Below are 843 nucleotides of genomic sequence, written 5' to 3'. Positions count from 1 at the left end.
CCCTGCAAAGAGAGGACCGCACCGCGTGGGTAATATGTGCACTTTCCTGGTCGAGCAAAGTCATCATGGAGCCCCTTCGTGTTGCCTGTGGCTGGTCGATGCCTTCATCACCGCGCCGCTTTCGTCACCCAGGTAACGGCCGGCGCGCTTGCGCGACATGACAGCTCTTGTTCTAGCGCCTGTTCATTTCACAGATGCCTGGTCTGATCGAGTCCATCCCGAATGCGGGTGGAACATGGCGGAAACTGTCCCGATGCATGCAGCCAGGCTTAAGCGACGACGACACGGTTGCGACCCAGATGTTTCGCGCTGTAGAGCCGCTCGTCGGCTGCACGCAGGATCGTGTCGATCGTCTTGCCGTCGCGGCCGAACTGGGATGCGCCGACGCTGACTGTCACTTCGCCGCGGCGCCCGCTGCCAGCCTCGAACGTACTGCCAGCGATCGTCGTGCGGATTCGCTCGCCAATCGCAAGGGCGGTGTCCAGACCTGCCTGCGGCAGCAGCACCATGAACTCCTCCCCCCCGACGCGCGCGACGCCGTCGTAAGGGCGAATCGCATCAAGGCATTTCTGCACGAATTCGCGCAGCACATCGTCGCCCGCCTGGTGCCCGTACGCGTCGTTGATTGCCTTGAAACGATCGATGTCGAGCGCCAGCAGGGAAAAGGACGCTCCACCGTGCTGGGCGCGGCCGATCTCGGCCTCGACAGACTCGATGAACTGGCGCCGGTTGGCCGCGCCGGTAAGCGGATCGGTGGCAGCAAGGTGCCTGAGCTTCTCATTGGTCCGCTGCAGGTCCTGCAGTGCGCTCTCAGTACGCGCGGTCGCCTGGGCAAGCCGCGCC

General features: G+C 63.8%; 1 protein-coding gene. It reads right to left on the bottom strand.

Annotation, left to right across the window (positions count from 1 at the left end; genetic code table 11):
- Positions 1 to 269: 269 nt before the first annotated feature.
- Positions 270 to 843: GGDEF domain-containing protein (locus U5A52_RS42995; protein ID WP_321940488.1), on the bottom strand; the 574-nt coding region annotated here is incomplete at its 5' end.

The organism is Paraburkholderia sp. J8-2, assembly GCF_905220195.1.
GTDB lineage: Bacteria > Pseudomonadota > Gammaproteobacteria > Burkholderiales > Burkholderiaceae > Paraburkholderia.
The sequence above is the reverse complement of the archived record's forward strand: the minus strand, read 5'-3'. Positions and strand labels throughout refer to the sequence as shown.